The organism is Paenibacillus sp. FSL W8-1187 (assembly GCF_037965485.1).
Classification (GTDB): domain Bacteria; phylum Bacillota; class Bacilli; order Paenibacillales; family Paenibacillaceae; genus Paenibacillus_O; species Paenibacillus_O pasadenensis.
This window is the reverse complement of sequence record NZ_CP150181.1, coordinates 81,436-101,145: the sequence shown is the minus strand read 5'-3', so window position 1 is coordinate 101,145 and position 19,710 is coordinate 81,436. Positions and strand designations below refer to the sequence as shown.

The window sequence follows — 19,710 nt, the reverse complement described above, 5'->3', positions numbered from 1 at the left end:
TTTACGCGAAAAAGAACAAGGCCGGCTCTGGGGCTGGCCTTGTCTGATTCCATTTGAAGCGTGTCTTATTTCGCAGGAACGGTGATTTCTCCGTTCACGATTTTCGTCTCGTATTCCTTGACTTTAGCCATGATGTCTTCGGATACGTTCGGGTTGTTCTCCGGCAGGCCGACAGCGCCGTCCTTCAGCGTCAGCGTACGTGTCGTGCCGCCTTTGAAGTTGCCGTCGATCAGTTCCTGGGATACGATTTGCACCGCTTGGTCGACGCGCTTGACCATCGACGTCAGCGTGATGTCGTTGCCGAACTCGATCGATTGGTCTTTGTCGACGCCGATGACCCATACTTTTTCGCCTTTGGAGACGCGGTCTTTGGCTTCCGTGAAGACGCCGTTGCCGCTGCCGCCTGCAGCATGGTAGATGATGTCGTTGCCGTCGTTGTAGAGCGTCGCAGCGGATGCTTTGCCAAGGTCAGGCTTGGTGAAGTCGCCGACGTATTGGACCGTTACTTTGGCATCCGGGTTGACGGCTGCGACGCCTGCCACGAAGCCCGCTTCGAACTTCTTGATCAGATCGCCTTCTACGCCGCCGACGAAGCCGACTTTGTTCGTCTTGGTCGTCAGGCCTGCGACGACGCCGACGAGGAAGGAGCCTTCGTTCTCAGCGAACATGACGGACTCGACGTTAGGAGCGCTCACTTCGCTGTCGATGCTCGCCAGCTTTGCTTCCGGGTTTTGCGTCGCGACCGTCGTGATCGCTTTGTTCATCATGAAGCCGATGCCCCACGTCAGGTTATAGCCCGCTTTGACCATCTGGTTCAGGTTCGGTTCGAAATCGCTCTCGCCCTTGCTCTCCAGATACTTGATCTCGGCGCCGGTGTCCTTTTCGAGCTGCTGCAGGCCTTCCCATGCGGATTGGTTGAACGATTTGTCGTTCACGCCGCCGCCGTCGGTAACCATGCCGATCTTGAAGTCCTTGCCGGCATCGCTGCCTGCGCCTGCATTTTCGGTGTTCGCTGCCGCGCCGCCATTGTTTGTCTCGGAGTTGTTGCTCTTCGAGCCGCAGCCGCTAACGACGAGCATCAGTGCCAGAGCGGAAACGCTGAGTACATGGAACGGTTTGCTTGTCCATTTCATCTTTGTCTTTCTCCCCTGTTCTTCACCATAGGTTATTGGTTGGATATAGATAGTATAGCCTATATTCATCAAGAGTCAACGAGAAAATGTAACTAATCCTGACATAATGAAAGCCATTACAAAATAAAATTCCGAATATAATGTCGGTTTATGACAGCAATTCGGATGATCATGCATATTCGAGCATAAATATCTAACATCAACGTTACATATTTGTGCGCAATGCATGGTTTGGCTTCCATCAAGTTGATCTCATTATTCCCTGACCCTCGCTTATTATACCCGAACGCCTTGAACAGAAGCAACAGCCCCCATGCACAAATGTGCATGGGGGCTGCGCCGAATAGTTCGATTGTCACGCCTTGTCTGTCGGGCCCGGCTCGCCGCCGGCGTCCGAATCGGCAGGCGCGGCATCGGAGCCTTCGCGGATGCCTTCGCCGCCTGGGGCATCGCCCGGCTCGCGGCCTTGAATGCGGACCTTGACGCCGCCGATGGAGTCGATCGTCGGCTCGCCGCCTGGCTCGGAGCCTTCGCCGCCCTCGCCGCCTACGCCGTTGCCTTCGACCGATCCGGTCTCCAGCAGGTTGCGGATCTGCTCGAGATCGAGCGTCTCCTGCTGCAGCAGCGTCTGTGCGATGAGGTGGACTTCCTTGCTCCGCTCGGTGAGCAGGTTTTTGGCCCGCTCGTAGCATTCGTTGATGAACGTCTGCATCTCCTGGTCGATCTCATAGGCGATCTTGTCGGAGTAGTTCTGCTCGTGGCCGATGTCGCGGCCGAGGAACACCTGTCCCTGCGAGCTGCCGAACTGCATCGGGCCGAGCTTGTCGCTCATGCCGTATTCCATGACCATGCTGCGCACGATGCTCGTCGCCTGCTTGAAGTCGCTGTAGGCGCCGGTGCCGATCTCGCCGATGAACAGCTCCTCGGCGACGCGGCCGCCGAGCAGGCCGGTAATCTTGTCGAGCATCTCTTGCTTGGTGATCAGCATGCGGTCTTCCTTCGGCAGCATGATGACGTAGCCGCCGGCGCGTCCGCGCGGGATGATCGTCACTTTATGCACCATGTCGGCGTTCTCGAGGAAGTAGCCGATGATCGTATGGCCGGCCTCATGGTAAGCGACGATCCGCTTCTCGCGGTCGCTGATGACGCGGCTTTTCTTCTCTGTGCCGACGATGACGCGGTCGACCGCCTCGTCGATCTCGATCATGGCGATGTCCTTCTTGTTGCGGCGCGCCGCGAGCAGCGCGGCCTCGTTGAGCAGGTTCTCCAGATCGGCGCCGGTGAAGCCGGTCGTCCGCTTGGCGACGACGTCGAGCTTGACGTCCTTGTTGAGCGGCTTGTTGCGGGCATGCACCTTGAGCACGGCCTCGCGGCCCTTGACGTCGGGACGGTCGACCGTGATCTGGCGGTCGAAGCGGCCCGGACGGAGCAGCGCCGGATCGAGGATGTCGGGACGGTTCGTCGCGGCGACGATGATGATGCCCTCGTTGGCGCCGAAGCCGTCCATCTCGACGAGCAGCTGGTTGAGCGTCTGCTCGCGCTCGTCGTGGCCGCCGCCAAGGCCGGCGCCGCGCTGGCGTCCGACGGCGTCGATCTCATCGATGAAGATGATGCACGGCGCGTTTTTCTTGGCGTTCTCGAACAGGTCGCGGACACGGGAAGCGCCGACGCCGACGAACATCTCGACGAAGTCGGAGCCCGAGATGCTGAAGAACGGCACGCCTGCTTCGCCGGCGACCGCGCGGGCAAGCAGCGTCTTGCCTGTGCCCGGAGGTCCGTTCAGCAGGACGCCCTTCGGAATGCGGGCGCCTACGGCGGCGAACTTGCGCGGATCCTTGAGGAACTCGACGACCTCGACGAGCTCCTGCTTCTCCTCGTCGGCGCCGGCGACGTCCTCGAACGTCACGCGCTTTTTCTCTTCATTATACAAACGAGCCTTGCTCTTGCCGAAGTTCATGACTTTCCCGCCGCCGCCTTGAGCCTGATTGATCAGGAAGAAGAACAGGATGAAGATGATCACGAACGGAATGATGGAGGTCAGGAACGTGAGCCAGATGCTTTGACCTTTCATCGGCTTGTAATCGTAGTCGAATCCGTTCTGCTTCGCGGCGTCGTCGATCTCTTTGGCCGCGAACTCCTCGGCACTCGTGTAGGTGTAGAACTTCAGTGATTCGCTTTCAGCCCCCGCTGGCGCTTTTCTGTATTCACCGGTCACCAGATACGTGTAACTGTCGAATTGCACGGTCAGCTTGCTGATGTTGTCCGCCTGGAGCTCCTGGCGGAATTCGCTGTAGAAGATCTTTTCGGTGTTATCGTCCTGACCGCTGATGAACTGCACAATTCCGACGGTTACCAGGAAAATAAGCAGGTAAAATCCAGTGTTCCGGATGATTCGATTCATCCCCTACCTCCTCTCAAGACGCTTCAAATATTTTACCATAGCCGCTCCGGCGATCTCAACAGAACCCAAGCGGGCTCAGAGCCTCGCGGACTCTAGCTTATTTGCGGTAGACTTCCGGCTTGAGGATGCCGATGTACGGTAGGTTGCGGTAGTACTCGGCATAGTCCAGTCCATAGCCTACGACAAAAGCATGAGGAAGGGTGAATCCGGTATAGTCGGCGTTGAGGTCGACCGAGCGTCCGGACGGCTTGTCGAACAGCGTGACGACCGTCACCGACTTCGCGTTGCGGCGCTCCAGCACGTCGATCAGATAGCTGAGCGTCAGGCCGCTGTCGATGATGTCCTCGACGATGAGCACGTCCCGGCCTTCGACGGAGACGTCGAGATCCTTGATGATCTTGACGACGCCGGAGGATTTGGTGGAGGCTCCGTAGCTGGAGACGGCCATGAAGTCCATTTCCAGCGGCACGCGTATTTCTTTAACCAGATCGGCCATGAAAATAAACGCGCCCTTGAGGACGCAGATGACGAGCGGATTGCGGCCCTCGAAGTCCCGGGTCAGAATCTCTCCGAGCTCCTTGACCTTGTCGCGGATCTCCTCTTCGCTGTGCAGAATTTCTTGAATGTCATTATGCAATGATGGTTCCTCCCGAATCGTCTAATCCTATTCTTATGAGCGGAATAAGTCCGGTTATTCGCCGGCGGGCTCACTCGACCCGCCGGCCGGCCGAACCTCGGCGCGCAGCATCAGCCGCGTGCCCTCGTCCGCGAGCGCATGGCTCGAGCGGCGGAGGCCCGGAATCCAAAGGATGCGTCCGCCGCCGTCGCACAGCAGCGGAAGGAAGGGCCTCCTGGAAGGAGGCAGCTTCCCGTCAACGAACATATCTTGCACCTTTTTGGTGCCGTTTAGTCCCAGCGGACGCATCCGGTCGCCGCTGCGCCGAGGACGGAGAAGCAGCGGGAGCTCCAGCTTGTCCCAATCAAAAAAAGCGGTCCGCGCGTCCGCGTCCGAAGCCGCGAAGCGCGCCGTACCGTCCCTCGTGTGGCGATGGGCGCTGAACCGGATCTCCAGCCCCGCCTCCGCGATCGTCCAGACGCCATCCGGCTCCGGGATCTCGACCGCGTAGGGCAGCGGCTCCTCGTCCGCGCGGCGGGTCCAGGCAAGCCGGCCGTATTCCCGTCGGAACCGCAGTCCTCTCGACAGGTCGACCCGCCAGCTCGCAGGCGTGCCGGACAGCGCGCCGACACGGATCCGCTCCACTTCGTCAAAGCTGGAGGGCGCCATTTCCAGAGCAAGATAATCTAATATTAGTTTAATCAATCTTCTTTGTAAAGCGACGTGGAGGGCCGCAAAAGCCGCGCCGGACATCGTCAAACCGCCTCTTTCGGACACGACGCTCGAGGCGAAAACCTCCTTGGTCCTGGCATCGAGGTAGTCCGACTCGGCCGACGCCGATTCGGCCGTCCGGCAGAGCGATTCGGCGAGCCGTCCGTTGAACGTCTCCAGATAGGGCATCGCCTCCAGCCGAATCGCATTGCGCGTGTAGTCGGCCGAGCGATTGCTGGCGTCCTCCTCGTACGGAACGCCATGCCGCTCGCAGTAGGCCAGCAGGTCCGGCTTATGTATACGCAGCAGGGGGCGGATCAGTTCCGCCTTTCCTTCCTGCCGCCGCAGCGGAATGCCGGACAGCCCTGCCGACGAGCTGCCGCGCAGCAGCCGCATGAGCACCGTCTCCGCCTGATCGTCCGCATGATGGGCGAGCGCGATGCGCGTCGCCCCCGCCCGCTCGGCGGCCTCCAGCAGGAAGCGGTAGCGCAGCCTCCGGGCCTCCGCCTGCTTGTTGCCTCCATGCTCTGCCAGATGCGCGGGCACGTCCAGCTCGGCCGTCTCGCAGGGCACGCCGAGCCGGGCGCAGAAGCCGCGCACCGTCTCGGCCTCGCGCGCGGAGGCTTGCGGGCGGAACCCGTGATCGGCATGCGCCGCGGCCACGGACACGCCGAGCTGCGGCGCCGCGGCATGCAGCGCATGCAGCAGCGCCATCGAGTCGGGCCCGCCGCTCACGGCGACGAGCACCGTGTCGCCCGGCTCCCAGAGCCGCTCGTCCGCGCCCATCCGCAGCAGCTCCCGATGCACGCGGTCCGGATCGCCGGCGCTTGCCGGCGGCCTCAGCGGCTCCAGGCGCGTACGGTCCGGCTGGCCGGAATCGGTTGATGCCATGACGCTTCCTCCTTGTCGTCGAATCCTCTCGCTCTAGCCGAGCCCGCCGCCCAGCCAGAACGCCGAAGCCGCCAGCCCTGCGGCGGCGGCAAGAAACAGCGCTTTGGTCCACCAAGGCACCGGCTTCGCGGGACGGGAGACGCGGTGCATGACGGCTTTCCAGGCATGGGACGCCTCCGCCGCGTCGGCGAAGCCGCCCGCGAGCGCGCGCGCCAGCCAGCCGGAGAACGGCCGCAGCTGCGGCGCGTCCTGGGCGAGCTTCAGCACGTCGCCCGCGCTGCGGTTTTGCGGGAGCGTGCCGGAGGCGGCCCGATGCAGCTCCTTTTCGGCGAACAGCTGCACGCACAGCACCGCGAACGAGAACAGGTCGTATCCGGCATCCGAAGCGCGGGTGCCGGCGTTCCAATAGCCGCGATCGTAGATCTCGGTGAACTGGCGGATGCCCTTGCCGAAGGCGGTCACGCCGCCGTAATCGATCAGCTCGACGCGCCCGTACTCGGCCGCGAGCACGTTGTCGATCTTGAGATCGCCGAATGCCCAGCCGGAGGCATGAAGCTCGGCGAGCCGCAGCAGCAGATTGTATCCGGCCAGCGGGAACCATTCGTCGCCGCTCGCGGCCAGAAAAGCCGGCAGCTTGGCCCCGCGCACGTAGCGCATGACGTAGAACGGGTACTCCTTGCCGGAGACGAGCTTCAGGTCGTCCACGTCCAGCAGGTACGGGCTCGCCCCGCCGCCGCGCGGCTGCTGCTTCTCCAGCGCCTTGAGCACGTTGATCTCCGACTGCAGGTCCGCCGTGTCCATCCCGACCTTGAGCGCGAGCAGCCGGCCCTCTTGCTGGACCAGGTACACCTTGCCGTTGGCGCCTTCTCCGAGCATCCGCTCGACGCGGTACCGGCGGCGGCGCCACTTGCCCGTAATGACCATGCCCCGGTCCAGATCAAGCTTAGCCGACGTAGCCACTCCTCATCTCGTCCTCCTCGCCGCCCCTTCGCCGGTCGCCGGCGCTGTCGCGATAGTACTGGATCACCTGGCGAAGCGCCGGTCCCGTCGGCGTCGTGCCCCGCATCTGCAGCTTGGGAAACAGCGCCTGCACGCCGCTCAGGTCGCTCGTCCACTCGCGGTCGAGCGCCGCGTCGTCGCCGTGCCGGTCGCCCGGGAAATGGAATACCGCCAGCTCGCTTTCGCCCTGACGCGACTGCAGGCTCAGCATGAGGTCGCGGATCGCTTCCTCGACGGCGGCGATTTTGGGCTTCATGCTGGCGCTGGCGTCGATCAGCAGGGCGACGCGCAGCCGGCTCGTCTCGCCGAGCTCGTCGATGACGCGCACGACTTCCCCGCGCCGCTCCGGCGGCAGGTCCTCGAGCGCGCCGGTGCCGCCGAGCACCGACTTGAGCTCCTTCTGCACCGCCTGCTGGATCGTCTGCACGACCGTCTTGCGCGTCATCATCTGCACCGTCTGCGACAGCTGCCGCGTGCTGACCATGCGGCTCATGCCGCCGCCCGCATGGGCGATCTCCTGGATCTCCTTGGCCCCGTACTCGCCGAGGTCGCCTCCGTCGAGCACGCCGACCACGTTCACCGTTATTCCTTCCGCAAAGGCTTCCGCCGACGCCACGACCGGATTCAAGCCGACGTTCGAGCAGCCGTCCGTAATGAGCAGAATCTGCTTCATCGCAATCCCTCCCGCTGATAGATTGAACTCTATCATTCAGTGTTGCCCCATCGGGAGAGATCTAGACCTGCGGCGCGGCGGATCGGGGCCAGCGGGAGCGCCCGGGGCGGCCGTCCGGCCGGGCGCTACTTCAGCGGGTAGCCGCGCTTGTAGGCCGGCTGCTCGGTGCGCAGCCCCTCGGTCCTGAGAAGCGCGTCGACCGCCCAGTACGGATTCCGCAGCAGCGCGCGCCCGATTCCGGCAAGATCGGCGTCGCCGCTTTGCACGACCGATTGCGCGAGCTCCGGCTCGTCCAGCATGCCGACCGCGATGACCGGGATGCCGGCCGCCTCGCGCACGGCGCGGGCCATCGGCACCTGGTAGCCCGGATAGTTGCCGGGCTGGCGCTTGCCGTTTGGCGGCGCCTCGCCGCCGCTCGACACATGCAGGATGTCGGCGCCGGCTTCCTTGTAGCGGCGGGCGATTTCCAGGCCGTAGTCGAGCTCGTAGCCGCCTTCGATGTATTCGGTCGCCGAGAAGCGCAGGATGAGCGGCATGTCCGCCGGCATGACCTCGCGCACAGCCGCGATCACCTCGCATCCGAAGCGGAGCTTGTCCTGGCCGTACTCGTCCGTGCGGCGGTTCAGCGACGGCGAATGGAACTGATGGATGAGGTAGCCGTGCGCTCCGTGCAGCTCGATCGTGTCGAATCCGGCCTCGACCGCGCGCCGGGCCGCCTCGCGGAACAGGCCGACCTGACCGCGCACCTCCGCGGTCGTCAGCTCGCGCGGCGTCTTCCAGCCGGTCGGCTCGACCGGGATCGGCGAGCTGCTGACCGGCTGCTCGGCGTCGGTCGCCTTGCGCCCGGCATGGGCGATCTGCACGCCGACGCGCGCGCCGTAGCGCTGGCATTCCCGCACGATCCGGGCATAGGCCGGAATCTGCGCGTCGTCCCACAGGCCGAGGCAGCGGCTGGTGATGCGGCCGTCCGGCTCGACGTTGGTCATTTCCATGATGATGAGGCCGGTGCCGCCGACCGCGCGCGAGACATAATGGACGAAATGCCAGTCGTTCGGCGTGCCGTCCTGCTCCTCGACGGAATATTGGCACATCGGCGCCATGACGATCCGGTTTTTCAGCTCCAGCCCTTTCAGGCGGAACGGTTCCGACAGCTTGGCCATGCTCTTTCGCGCTCCTTCCGGCGGGAGCCTGCGGGCTCCTCGTCGTTTCTTTTCCTCTATTATAAGCGAACCCGGTAGGGAAAAGAAAAACCGGGCTCGCTTATGCTTAGCGAACCCGGTGGAGAAAAGAAAAACCGCTCCCCGAAGGAAGCGGCAAAGGGAGGTCAGGCTCTCGCCGACGAGCGGCGCAGCATGAGCCAGGACAGCGTCGCGAACAGGACGGCCAGCGCGAGCAGCAGCAGGCAGACTCCCTGCAGGCTGATCTGGAGGCCGGAGATCCAGTCGAAGATCGGAACCCACCAGCCGCGCAGCGAGGCGATCGTGGTGAACGCGCCGCCGAGGATGAACGCGCCGCCGTACAAGAGGAAGTTGCCCCGCTTGCCGTAGCGCCGGCTCAAGCTGCCGGACACGAAGCCGCCGTAGCCCGCGAAGAGCAGCGCCGTGAAATAGACCGCGAACGTCTGCCAGAACGGACCGTCCGTCGTGTAGGGAATGACGAAGAAGTGCATGCCGAACCAGCCGCCGATCGCCTGCTCGATCGAGGTCGCGACCGTCAGCAGCGCGCCGTGGAACACTGACATCGCGAGAAAGGCGATGCCGCTCCCCGTAAAGTAGTCGCGCCGGCTGATGCACAGGCTGAGCGCGAAGTTGAAGGTCCAGTAGACGGAAATCATGCCGACGATAAACATGTAGATGATGATCGACAGCAGTCCTCCGGTCGTGAACGACTGCTCGCCGCCGCCGCGGTTTATGGAGAAGGCGACGACCAGATTCACCGTGAAGCTGGAGAGCAGGATGAGCCAAGGCAGCAGCAGCCAGTTGAATTTGTCTCTCCGATACATCGTAAGGATGCTTTTCAGTCCTCGATTCATGCCGATTCCTCCTTGCCGCGGGCCGCATGGGCCGTCAGGTCGACAATCAGCTGCTGCAGCGGCAGCGGCTCCGCCTCCAGCCCGGCCTCACGCGCCCGGCCGATGCCGTTCTCGCCCGGCTCGCCGGCCAGCACCGAGGCGACAGCCGAGCCGCCGATCGTCTCGCGGCGCAGCACTCTCCGGCCCGCCGTGACGGCGTCGACCTTGGCGGCCGAGCCGCTCACCCGGTAGGCGCGGGAACGCAGCGACTCCGCATCCTCGCTCAGGAGCAGCCGGCCGCCGTCGATGACATGGATCGCCTCCAGCAGCCGGCTCACCTCGTCGATCAGATGGGTCGACAGCACGACCGTGCGCGGATGCTCGGCGTAATCCTCGATCAGGCGGTCATAGAACAGCGAGCGCGCGACGGCGTCGAGGCCGAGGTACGGCTCGTCGAACAGCGTCAGCTCCGCCCGGCTCGACAGCCCGACGACGATGCCGACCGAGGAGAGCATGCCGCGCGAGAAGCCTTTGATCTTCTTGCGGCGGGGAAGGCGGAACGACTCCACGAGCTCGCCGGCGAGCGCCTCGTCCCAGTTCGGATACAGCGCGCGGGCCGTCGCCAGCACGTCCTCGACATGGAACATATCCGGGTATCTCTGGCTTTCCTTGATGAAGCAGATCTTGCTGAGCGCCTCGCGGTTCTCGTACGGCTGCTGCCCGAAGATGCGGACCTCGCCGGACGTGGCGAACAGCTGCGCGGTCGCGATGCTCATGAGCGTCGTCTTGCCCGCGCCGTTGCGCCCGAGCAGGCCGTGGATGAGGCCGGCCTCCAGCTTCAGGCTCACGCCGTCCAGCGCCTTCTGGGCGCCGTAGCTCTTGGTCAGCCGGTCGGCCTCCAGCGCGTAGGCGGCCTGCGTCCGGTCCTTGACGGTCATCATATGCTCAGCCCCTCCCTTTCTCCTGAATGATGGCCGCCAGCCGGCCGCTGTCGATGCCGAGCTTCTCCGCCTCGCGCAGCAGCGGCACGACGTACTGCTCGTAGAACTGCTCCCTGCGTCTTTCCATCAAGCGCTCCCGCGCCCCTTCCGCCACGAACATGCCGATCCCTCTCTTCTTGTAGAGAATGCCTTGATCCACCAAAAGATTGACGCCCTTGGCCGCAGTCGCCGGATTGATGCCGTAGAACTGGGCGAAATGCGTCGTCGAAGGCGCCTGCCCTTCCTCCGGGAGCGATCCGTCTACGATGTCGTCCTCGATCTTCTCCGCGATCTGCTGAAAGATCGGCCTCCCGTCATCCTTGAGAAAGCTCAACTTGCCTCACCACCACATTGGTTAATTACTCATGTAACTAACCATATAACCTATGCGGGAGAATGTCAAGGGATGCGGGCGCAACATTCATACAAGGAAATCAAAATCAGATTAGTTTGTAATATTTGGATCTGCATGATATTTTCAATTCACATGCATAGAGGAGGTAAGAGATGACGATTTTAAAGGAAGACGCTCATTGGCATAGCATTTTAAAGGAGAGAATCGCTGATTTAGAACGTACCATTGAAAATATGGGACTAAAACGAGGAAAAATATTTTTGGAATGGATGGAAACTCAAAACAAGTACCTAAAGTGGGAAACAGGTTTTGAACCATCGAAGCTCCGAAAATATAATCGTGGAGAGATCATCTTTGTCAATTTTGGGTTTAATCCAGGATCGGAAATCGGGGGACTTCATTATGCAGTCGTAGTGGATGAAAATGAGAAATCAAATCCGGTCGTAAATGTCGTGCCTCTCGGATCTCTTGAGAATAGCCAACCTAGGAGTATCTTACATAAGCATGAAATATATATAGGAGTTTTGGAAGATCTTAATGGAAAAGAGGCTTTTGCTATTCCAAACCAATTACAACCGATTAGCAAACTACGGATCTACAAGCCAAGAAGAGCTGCTGATAAAGTGTTTAAATTGCCCGCACCATTTTTAGATTTAATCGATAATAAAATTTTGGAACTGTTTACACCCAGATATTCGTCGGCTATCAAACTAATGGAGCAGGCAACTAATACAGCAGCTGCAAGCCGAGAAAATGACTCACAATAAACTATTGCATTTATCTAAAGATATATGCTATAATGTCTGGAGCGCCTTAAACAATGCCCTTTGGACTTTGTCCACTGCGGTCCTAAAAAGATTAAACGTACTTTAAAAGAGAAGACCGTCCCCTAAGGGGACGGTCTTCTTCGTCCTAAATTCCGAAAAGTAGTTCTCATTAACTGTTAATAATTTTACCTGTTGGATAATGGAGTCATCGGGAAGTCCCTTCCTCTAGATTGTCTTCCATCACCTAAAAGATGCAGCTGCCTCCATTTCAGCACATGTGGATCAAAGGAAACTCTCATTGAACGCAATAAAACGAACCGCTCTTCGGAAAAATCCCGAGGAGCGGTTCGTTTTTACAGGGATGTCTATTCGAACGAAGCTTGGGCCAGCAGGCGCTGCAGGAGCGCGGCGCTCTCGGCGCGAGTCGCGCCGGCGAGCGGCTGGAAGCGGCCCTGGTCGTCGCCTTGGATGAGGCCGTAGCGGCTAAGCTCCGCCGCTGCTGCCTGGGCCCACGAGGCGATGCGGCCGCTGTCGGCGAAGGCGACGGCTTCCGCTTGCGGAGCGGAGGCCTGGCGCCCGGCCAGCTGCACGGCGCGCAGCGTCATGACCGCCATCTCTTGGCGGGTGATGCGCTGCTGCGGACGGAAGCTGCCGTCCTCGTAGCCGCCGATCAGGCCCGCCTCGGCAGCGGCGGCGATGCCGTCCGCGTACCAGGCTCCCGCCGCGATGTCGGTGAACGATGCGGCGGAGCCGGCGGTCAGGCCGAGCGTGCGGGCCAGCAGCACCGCGAACTCGGCGCGCGTCACGGCATCGCCCGGAGCGAACGCCGAAGCGGTCTTGCCGGCGACGATGCGCTTGCCGGCCAGCTCTTGCACCGCCGCGGCGGCCCAGTGGCCGCGCATGTCGGCGAAGGCGGCGGCTGCGCCGCCCAGGGCGACATAGCTGCTGTTGCCGCGGCTGAAGAAGACGATCTGGCCGTCCTGCACGATGAACGGGACCGGCACGTAGGCCAGCTGGCCGGAGGCGTCGGAGCTGAGGCGCACGATCGCCGTCACGGCTGCAGTGTCAGCGAGGCTGAGCGAGCGCGGAACGTAGGAGCCGAAGCGGTTCGGCTCGGACGTCTTGCCGTCGACCGTCAGCGCAAGCTCGTACTCGGCAGCGCCGATTGCCGGCAGTCCCGCAGCCTTGGCGAGGTCGAGGCCTGCCTGGCCGCTGCCGATCTTGACGGTCAGCGCGGCGTCGGCGGCACCTTTGGCCAGCGACTCCAGCAGCGCGCGGGTAAGGACGTAGCTGCCCTGCGGCGAGGATACGGCTGCCTCGCGGAAGCTCGGCGCGCCCAGCAGGGCGGCGACCGTGCCGGAAGCGAGCGTCACCTCGGTCCGGTCGAAGGAACCGGCTGCGGATGCAGCGATGGTCAGCTTGCCGTCGGCTGCGGCTTGCAGCGCGGCAAGCGCCTGCTCCGCTCCGACGGTCACGGTTCCGACGGTCAGGCCCGCCTGTTCGCTCAGCTGCAGCGGGGCGGCGATCTCCCCTGGCTTGGCTGTAGGCGCAGGCGTTGTCGAAGCCGTCGGCTGCGGCGTCGCCGTGCCTGTCGGTGTTGCTGTCGGCGTTGGCGTCGGCGTTGTTGTCGATGTCGGCGTTGGCGTCGGATCGACCGGCAGCGGGCTGCCTTTCAGGTCGATGATGCGGCCCGCCGGAGCCGTGCTCTCATCGATCGTTTTCTTTTCCTTCAGATAGGTTTCCATCACTTCATAGTCCGGCAGATAGAGCGGCACGACTCGGCCTTCGTTGTAGGCCTTGGCCAGAGAGTCGTAGAAGTCGCCGCCGCGCGCGGTGAAGGCGTTGGTCGCGAGCTCGTAGGTCGCGTCCTCCTTCATAGCGATGTAGCTGCCGTCCGGCTGCAGCGTCTCAATCTTGACGACGCGCGAGCCGGCAGGCTTGAGCGAGTCGTAGTAGAAGCGCATGCCCGCCACATGCGGGAAGCGTCCATCGGAGGCCGGAAGCTTGGAAACGCCGTTTTCGAGCGCCTCGCGGATTTCCTTGCCGGTCAGCTTAACGGTGACGAGATCGTTGTTGAACGGAAGCACCGTCAGCACCTGGCCGAGCGTAATCGTGCCGGCCTCGATCGAGGCGCGGATGCCGCCGCCGTTCTGCAGCGCGAGCGTCGCGTTCGCGCCCGCTTTGCGGGCTGCGCTCAGCATGCCGTCGGCGATCAGGCGGCCGAGGTTCGTCTCCTTGGTGCGGACGTCATCGCGGACGCCGTTCAGCACGACGGTCGACTTCGCGACTTCCTCGCGTCCGAGCGCGTCGATGCCCGGCTTGTAGTCCTGCTTCAGCAGCGCCTCCGCTTCGGGATCGTTCGCCAGTACATAGGCGCTGCCGTTTTTCTCCTCGATGGAGATGAGCTTGTCGGCGTATTCGGAGATGACCCCTTCCTTGTCGAAGGCGACATCGAGGCGGCCGAGGAACTGGCCCTTCTCTCCCGTCTGCACGATCAGCGTCGGCGCTGCGAACGTGCGGTCCACGACCGCTTGCTCGAGCTTGGTGTGCGAGTGGCCGCCGACGATGACGTCGATGCCTGCCACCGCTTGCGCCAGCTCAATGTCCTCCTCGTAGCCGAGATGGGACAGGGCGATGATCTTGTCGATGCCTTGCTCCTGCAGCTGCTTGACGGCGGCTGCGGCGCTAACGGCCGGATCGGCGAACGTCACCGCTCCCGGAGACGCGATGTTGGCCGTGTCCGGCGTCGTCAGGCCGATCAGGCCGATCTGCTCGCCGCCGATTTCCTTGATCATCGTCGGATAGATCTTGCCTGCTGCCGCTTGTCCGGCTCCCGCCGCCGGGCGGACGAACGCCTGCAGCGCCGCTTCGCCAGAGAAGTCCACGTTGGACGAGACGAACGGGAACGCCGCGCCCTGCACGAAACGGGCCAGCACATCGGCGTTTTTGTCGAACTCATGGTTGCCGAACGTCATGGCGTCGTATTTCATCAGGTTCATGAACGCCAGATCGGCCATGCCTTCGTACTTGTTGAAATACAGCGTGCCGGAGAACACGTCTCCCGCATCGACGAGCAGCGGATTGACCGCGCTCGCGCGCTGCTCCTTGACCGCCGTCACGCGGCGGGCGACGGACGACGGCGCGCTCGTCGTGTCGAGGTTGGCATGCGTATCGTTCGTATGCAGCAGCGTCATGCGGAAGTCCGGCTTCGGCGCCGGCGTCAGATCGATCTGCGCGAGCACCGGATCATGGTCGGAGACGCGTCCTCGCGATTCCGGGAAGTCGGCGTTCAGGTGAACGACGTCGACCTTGGAGCCGACCAGCAGGTTGCGGCTGACGAGGATGTGGTCGAGCACCTGCGAGTTGCCGTCGTACGTGTACGTGTACTGCTGCTCGGCCGGCAGCGTGTCGATCAGGTTCGCCAGCTCGCCGCCTTTGAGGACCTTTGCCGTCTTGGTGAACTGGAAGTCGTTGAGGTCGCCGGTGACGACGACGTTCGCTTCCGGATTCGCCTGGACGATGGTCTTCACAAAGCCGTTCACGACGGCGGCGATTTTGTGGCGCTGGGTCTCGCTGGACAGGATCGGCGGCTGCGCCGCGCCGAACGGCCCCTGGTCGCCGCCCTTGGAGTTGAAATGGTTCGCGATGACAATCACCTTGCGGCCCTGGAACACGAACTGCGCGGCCAATGGCTTGCGCGAGGCTTTGAACGCGTCGTTCGCCGGGTCGACGCGGCCCGGGTTGAGCGTCAGCGAGTCGGAAGCGGCATCGTAGGCCGTCGCTTCCGTTGAGCCGCCTTTGCGGCCCTGCACGCTGTCCGCCAGCTGTACGCGCTCGGCGTTGTACAGGAAGCCGACGCGGATGTTGCCGTGCGGCGCGCCGCCGTCCATGTCGTAGACCGGAGCGACATCGACGTATGTGTACGTCGGTCCGCCCTTGGCAGCGATCGCTTCGATCAGCTTCGTCGCGTCCGCTTCGACGATGTCTCCCTCGCCTTCGCCGTTGCGGTCCTGCATCTCGATGACGGTGATGATGTCAGGCGCCTTGAGGTTATGGGCGATGGAGTCGCCGAGCTTCTCGATCTTCTCCGCCTTGACGCCCGGGTAGAAGTTCTCGATGTTGTAGCTGGCGACGAGCAGCTTGTCGCCCTCCGGCTGCAGCGTCGTCGTCTCCTGGGCAAAGGAGCTCGTCTCGATCGCAGGCAGGCTGCCCGGCGCCGGGATCAGCTTGAAGTTGCCGGCATGGTAGCCGAGCGCGCCTACGACGTCGCCGGCGAAGCGGTCGCCGGTGCCGACCTCGAAGCCCGGATTGGACGAGAGGATCAGGACGCGCTGCGGGTTGTAGTCCTTGTACGCGCCAAGCGCCAGGCCGCCGGCCGGCGTCACGAGATCGGCGCCGCCGTTGTCGATGCGCGTCGCGATCGTGTACAGGCCGCTGCTGATCCAGTACGGGCTCGTGATGACCGGAGCCGGAGCTTGGACGCGCATGCCCTCGAGCGACTCGAAGAAGTCGATCGCATCGTTCTCCGGATCAAAGACGGTCATATTGTCATCGTCGATCGTCGGCGTCGGAATGACGCGCCCTCCGGCGCCGAGCACGACCGGAGCCGGCAGCTCATGGCCGCTCTCCAGCACGGAGATGCTGGCCAGCGCGAGCTGCGTCGTCGTCAGGTTCGCCGGCAGCCCTTCGTTGTACTCGTCGATCTTGCCGCTGACTTCGACGACATCGCCGACAGCCGGCTTTTTGGACGCATCCGTGCTGTATACGAACAGTCCCTCAGAGGTGGCCGGGTCATTGTCCGGCTCCAGCGTCTGGATGTAGAAGCCCTTGTAGGACGGGGTCGCGCTCGCCAGATTGTAGCCGAGCTGCGTGACGACGCCCTTCACGCCCTGGATCGTCTGGCCGACGAACGGGGAAGCGTGGCCCTTGCCTTGAATGTCGCGGATGCCGACCTCTCCCGCCAGCTGGTAGGAGAAGGAAAGCGTCTCGGTGCGCTGCTCGCCGTCCGTGGCGAACGCCCGGATCGTCATCGCCCGGTCGACGAGGATCGACTCCTCGTAAAGGGGGCTGGATGCGGTCGGCTCGGAGCCGTCGGTCGTGTAGCGGATCGGCAGGTCGCCGGCCGGCACGCTCAGAGCCACGCGGGTTCCAGGAGCGACGATGCCGCCGGCTGGGCTCGCGAGCACGGTGAACAGCTGGTCGACCAGCATGCCGTCATGCAGCGGCACGAGCTGGTAGATGCCCTGGTACTGCTTGACGACGCCGATGACGCGGTCAAAGGCTGCATTTTCCTTGACCTTGGCCGAGCTGGAGAAGATGGCGAAGCTGGTGTCGGAGCCGGCCTGCTTGGCCGACCAGGTGCTGCCGGACTTCGCTCCGATCGTCACATTGTCGATGGAGATGAACTGCGCTTCCAGCGCCTCGCCGGCCGGAGCGGCCAGCTGCTCCGGCGTGACGGCGCGGATCGCCGGCACCGGCTGGTCGCGCTCCAGGATCTCGAGGCTCAGTCCGGCTGCAGGCTTCAGCTCCTGCAGGTTGTTGTAGTGGACCATCTCGCCCTGCACGCTGACCCGGTCGCCCGCGCGGAGCTGGTCCGGATAGTCATACAGCACGATGGCGGCGGTATTGTCTTGGAGATAGACTTCCCTGCCGTTAACGGCGGTAACGACGCCCTCCGTCCAGACGTTGCGTCCGACCGGAGCGAGGCGGGCGTCGGCGACCGACTGCTTGGCCAGCACATCATAGGCCAGGTCGCGGGAGATGCTTCCTTCTGCGCCTTCTTTGGCGGCATAGGTGTGGAAGGTGACGGACTCCGTCAGCACGATCGGGCTGGTGAAAGCGCGATACGTGGAATCGGCGGACGTCGAGTAGTAGACGGACGCGCCAGCCGTCGCCGTCGACAGCGTCACCGCCGTGCCGGCCGGCCATGCGTTCGGAGCCGGGCTGCCCGTCACGGGCTGGACCGTCACGACCGACGGCACGTCGGACGGGGAGGCGCTGTTGCGCGGAGCCGGAGATCCGACTTCAAAGTCGGTTGCGTTGTTGTCCGTATCCTGGCCGCGGTCGTTGCCGCCCGCGACGGATGCCTTGCGGATCGCCGCGGTCGTGTTGGACAGATTGCCCGTCGGGCCTGCGCCTTCGAACAGATTCGCCGCCGTGCCGTAACCAACCAGATCGACGACGGCGCCAGTGGCGTTGGACAGGCGGACCTTGCCGCTAGCGGCGGCCAGGTTCAGCGTTCCGGTCGCATCCGGCGTCGGCAGCGCCGCTCCGTTCGCTCCTCCGGAATGCTTGGTCAGGAAGTAGCCTCCGGGAGGAATGGAGCCCGAAAGCGTGAGAACATTGCTGTTCGGGGTGGTCGCGGGGAAAATGCCCGTGGAACTGGCATAGTCGAGCTTCCAGTCCGCAAGGCTCACCGTCTCGCTTGTAGGATTGTACAACTCGATGAAGTCGGCGTTGTACAATGCGCCGCCGTTGCCGCCAGCTCCGAAGATCTGGCTGATGACGACATGGCCGGCCGCCGCGGCGCGGACGGTCGTCGCCATGCCGGCTGGCAGCAGCAGCGTCGCCAGCAAGGCGAGCACCGTGAACAGGCTGATGTTTCGTTTGGAGCGAATCAAGAAGGATACGGGGTGAGAAGGCAAATTCGTCAGCTCCTTGAGGATAATAGAGGATATTGCGTTTATTATAGCGGAAAATTTTAGCTTGCATAGATGAATATTCATCATGAATATCATTAGTTTTTTGTAAATGAGATGCAAATTGATTCAAAGATGAATGAAAATAGATGCAGAATGTTTTCAAATTCATATGAATTCAGGCTTCCGATGGTGAAATGTCAGGTTTTCAGCGGCCACTTCATTTTGAACTAAAATTTTGGCGAGGGCCGGGTTGTTCGCTTCGCGCAAGGGGCAACGGGATGCAAAGGCCGTCTTGTCCTTCGTTGAACCCTAGGTCCCGAACGGCAGCGGACAGCCCGTTTGAGCGCTCGCCGCCCCTCTCCGTCCGACGCCTGACAGGAGAAGGCAATGAAAAAAACCGGCAGCCCGAATGGGGGCTGCCGGTCGGCAAGGTCTGGCGCGTCGCCGCATGAGGCGCCGGCCAGGATGCTGGCTCTATGCGCCTTAAAAGGCGCTCGCTCGATGAGCGCTGGCTCGGGGCGCCGCATAAGGCGCCCGCTCGGTAGGGCGGACTCGGCGCCGGATGAGGCGCCGAGCGAGATATGGAATCGCGGAGCCTTGGCGCGGCGGGCGGACGGCTGACCGCTCCGGACCCGGCGAGGCTCGGCGTCGAATGGATAAGTTCGGGAAGCTATTCGGTTGTCGCTCCCGGCTCCGGCGCCGGGCTCAGCGGGGCTTGCCGCCGCGCGCCTCCTTTCCCGGAGGTCGCCCCGGCCTCACGAGCCGCAGGCGTCCTTCCTCGCCGCCGCATGGGCTGCGCACCGGTCCGCGCCGCCTTCGGAGCGCCTGGGCGGCGCGGCTTCGTCGCCGCCCGCTCCCCGCCGCCGCAAGCACGTCGGCGGCGAGCCGCTCCAGCTGGCCGGCAGACGCCCGGCCCAGCGGCAAGGCTCCCGGCGCGGCATCCCCCTGCCGCGCCTCCGCCGCGCCGCCCGTGCCCGGCGGCGCCATGCCTCCGGCGGCGCGGCCGCGCCCGCCGCCGTGCGGCTGCGCCGGCGGCTTCGCCACGAGCTCCAGCTGCGCGCGGGAGCTCGTCCGCTCCGCCGCCGCCGTCCTCGCGCCGCCCGCTCCGCCCGGGCGGCGCCCGCCGGCTGCGGCTGCCGCGGGCATCCAGCCCTCGGCATAGCCGGAGCGCTCGGCCTCGCGCTCCGCCTGCGCGGCCGCCGCCGTCTCCATGAGCGCCGCGGCGAACGCGCGCTGCGCCATCCGCTCCTCCGCGGTCCACAGCCGCTTGCCGCGCTTCTTGTCCGCCGCGAGCCGCATCCGTTCCATCTCGCGCATCAGCAGCTCCTCGAGGCGCAGCTCCTCGAGCCGGGCCTCCGCCTCGCGGCGCTTTTCCCGCTCCTGCTCCCGGCGGCGGCGCGCCGCCTCCAGCTGCTGCTGCTCCTGCAGACGCAGCTGCTCCTCGAGCCTCTGCTGCTGCTTCTGCTGCAGGCTTTCGCGCTTCTTGCGGGAACGGGCGCTGCCCGGGTTTCTGCGGATAAGAGTGGTCATGA

General features: G+C 63.4%; 13 protein-coding genes. 1 reads left to right on the top strand and 12 read right to left on the bottom strand.

What is annotated here, in order from left to right:
• Positions 1 to 65: 65 nt before the first annotated feature.
• The 10 genes from NYE40_RS00435 to NYE40_RS00390 form a co-directional block, all read right to left on the bottom strand.
• Positions 66 to 1,133, bottom strand: a complete 1,068-nt coding sequence (locus NYE40_RS00435; protein ID WP_028598298.1) for a BMP family ABC transporter substrate-binding protein — start codon at positions 1,131 to 1,133, stop codon at positions 66 to 68.
• Positions 1,134 to 1,488: 355 nt separating this feature from the next.
• Positions 1,489 to 3,534, bottom strand: a complete 2,046-nt coding sequence (gene ftsH, locus NYE40_RS00430; protein WP_028598297.1) for an ATP-dependent zinc metalloprotease FtsH — start codon at positions 3,532 to 3,534, stop codon at positions 1,489 to 1,491.
• Between the two features lie 97 nt (positions 3,535 to 3,631).
• Positions 3,632 to 4,171: a hypoxanthine phosphoribosyltransferase gene (hpt, locus tag NYE40_RS00425; protein WP_028598296.1), complete on the bottom strand. Its 540-nt coding sequence runs from the start codon at positions 4,169 to 4,171 to the stop codon at positions 3,632 to 3,634.
• Positions 4,172 to 4,225: 54 nt separating this feature from the next.
• Positions 4,226 to 5,752 carry a tRNA lysidine(34) synthetase TilS gene (gene tilS / locus NYE40_RS00420; protein WP_052333093.1) on the bottom strand — a complete coding sequence of 509 codons (1,527 nt, stop codon included), beginning with the start codon at positions 5,750 to 5,752 and terminating at the stop codon, positions 4,226 to 4,228.
• Between the two features lie 33 nt (positions 5,753 to 5,785).
• Complete coding sequence (locus NYE40_RS00415; protein ID WP_028598295.1) at positions 5,786 to 6,712, bottom strand: serine/threonine protein kinase; 927 nt, start codon at positions 6,710 to 6,712, stop codon at positions 5,786 to 5,788.
• Positions 6,696 to 7,424: a hypothetical protein gene (locus tag NYE40_RS00410; protein ID WP_028598294.1), complete on the bottom strand. Its 729-nt coding sequence runs from the start codon at positions 7,422 to 7,424 to the stop codon at positions 6,696 to 6,698. Before NYE40_RS00410 ends, NYE40_RS00415 begins: the two co-directional genes overlap by 17 nt.
• Positions 7,425 to 7,549: 125 nt before the next feature.
• Positions 7,550 to 8,584, bottom strand: coding sequence for an NADH:flavin oxidoreductase/NADH oxidase (locus NYE40_RS00405; protein ID WP_028598293.1), 1,035 nt, complete (start codon positions 8,582 to 8,584; stop codon positions 7,550 to 7,552).
• Positions 8,585 to 8,748: 164 nt separating this feature from the next.
• Positions 8,749 to 9,456, bottom strand: a complete 708-nt coding sequence (locus NYE40_RS00400) for a hypothetical protein (protein WP_028598292.1) — start codon at positions 9,454 to 9,456, stop codon at positions 8,749 to 8,751.
• On the bottom strand, positions 9,453 to 10,376 hold the full coding sequence (locus NYE40_RS00395; protein WP_240478982.1) for an ABC transporter ATP-binding protein: 924 nt from the start codon (positions 10,374 to 10,376) through the stop codon (positions 9,453 to 9,455). The genes NYE40_RS00400 and NYE40_RS00395 overlap by 4 nt, the downstream gene beginning before the upstream one ends.
• A gap of 4 nt (positions 10,377 to 10,380) precedes the next feature.
• Complete coding sequence (locus tag NYE40_RS00390) at positions 10,381 to 10,749, bottom strand: GntR family transcriptional regulator (protein ID WP_028598290.1); 369 nt, start codon at positions 10,747 to 10,749, stop codon at positions 10,381 to 10,383.
• Between the two features lie 173 nt (positions 10,750 to 10,922).
• Between NYE40_RS00390 and NYE40_RS00385 the strand changes: the two genes are divergently transcribed.
• A complete protein-coding gene (locus NYE40_RS00385) occupies positions 10,923 to 11,537 on the top strand; it encodes a type II toxin-antitoxin system PemK/MazF family toxin (protein ID WP_127464516.1) in 615 nt (204 codons plus the stop codon).
• A 365-nt stretch (positions 11,538 to 11,902) separates the two neighbouring features.
• Here the strand turns inward: NYE40_RS00385 and NYE40_RS00380 are convergent, their stop codons facing one another.
• Positions 11,903 to 18,181: a 5'-nucleotidase C-terminal domain-containing protein gene (locus NYE40_RS00380; RefSeq protein WP_339279150.1), complete on the bottom strand. Its 6,279-nt coding sequence runs from the start codon at positions 18,179 to 18,181 to the stop codon at positions 11,903 to 11,905.
• Positions 18,182 to 18,883: 702 nt separating this feature from the next.
• Entirely contained in the window at positions 18,884 to 19,708 is an 825-nt protein-coding gene (locus NYE40_RS00375) for a hypothetical protein (protein WP_153782525.1), read from the bottom strand.
• Between the last annotated feature and the right edge of the window lie 2 nt (positions 19,709 to 19,710).